Raw genomic sequence first — 1,242 nt, 5'->3', positions numbered from 1 at the left:
AAGATCGATGCCGTTATCGTGGGTGCCGGTGTGGTCGGTGTGACTGCAGCCTTGGCTCTCCAACAGCGCGGGCTGAAGATCATGCTGCTGGACCAGCAAGCTGTCGCGCAGGGCTGCAGCTTTGGTAATGCAGGCGTGATCGCCCCGAGCGCATTTCCCCTCAGTGCCCAATATCGCATTGGCGACCTTCCAGCCGCGGTTTTGAAGGTGAATTCACCCGCCGCCCTTGATTGGGCCTCAGCCCCGCGGCTCTTGCCGTGGGGCTTCCAATACGGGAAGGCAACTCGACCGGACAAGGTTCAGCTCAATACAAGGCTGCTTCATGAACTTTGCCGGGAGGGCGTTCGCTCCTACGAGCTGCTACTGGGCTCTGACCTGCCGCCGATCAAACGACGGGGGTACCTGGCCGTCCACCTTTCACCTTCCGAAGTGGGTGGGGCGATCCGCTTGAACTCGGTTCGCACGTCGCTCGGCGTGGCTATCCGGATGCTGTCGGGCCCAGATCTCATCGGGATGGAGCCAACCCTTGGCTGGGCGGCCGGTGCTACGTTCATCGAAGGCGCGGCGCATATCACAGATCCCGCGGCATTTGTGACCAGTCTAGCGGACGTGTTCGTGCAGCGTGGCGGCCTCTTGCGCTGCGATCGGGTCCAGAGCTTGGAAAGCAAACGACATGGAGAGGTCAACGTCAGGGGGGCGCGCGAGAACTACTCGCCCGGGGCCGTGGTCCTCGCAACAGGCGCGTACGCGAACCAACTGCTGGCGGATTGCGGTCATCACATTCCGCTTGCCGCCGAAAGAGGGTACCATCTCGAGTTGGACGTCGAGACTGGATTCATCCGTCGGCCAACTGCGCTACCGAGCCTGGGCGTGATCCTTACACCTACCGAACGTGGTGTCCGAATTGCGGGCATCAGTCATTTTGGCTTGCCAGGTTTGCGAGCGCGGCCCGGACTGCTCTCATCCGCGCTGGATCGCGTGCGCAAAGTTCTGCCCGCGCTCAGACCTCGGCCCGGTTTCGAGGTGTGGAGCGGAGAACGCCCGGCTACTCCGGACTCCTTGCCGATCGTCGAGCAGGTCCCGGGCCATCGTTCCATCTTCGTGTCCTGTGGTCACGGACACCTAGGACTCACGTTGGCTGCGGTCACAGCACGAGTCGTTGCCGATTTGGTCACCGGCAGTTCGTCTGGCTACTCGAGACAGCTCAGTTCGCAGCGATTCCGTTTGAGGGGCTACGCTGTC

1 protein-coding gene is annotated in these 1,242 nt (G+C 62.2%); it reads left to right on the top strand.

Annotated elements, in window-relative coordinates:
* On the top strand, positions 1-1,242 hold a 1,242-nt coding region (locus tag J6497_RS40600), incomplete at both ends, for an NAD(P)/FAD-dependent oxidoreductase (protein WP_225709738.1).

Origin of the sequence: Bradyrhizobium cenepequi, assembly GCF_020329485.1 — a bacterium.
Lineage (GTDB): Bacteria > Pseudomonadota > Alphaproteobacteria > Rhizobiales > Xanthobacteraceae > Bradyrhizobium > Bradyrhizobium cenepequi.
This window is presented reverse-complemented; position numbering and strand designations above follow the sequence as displayed.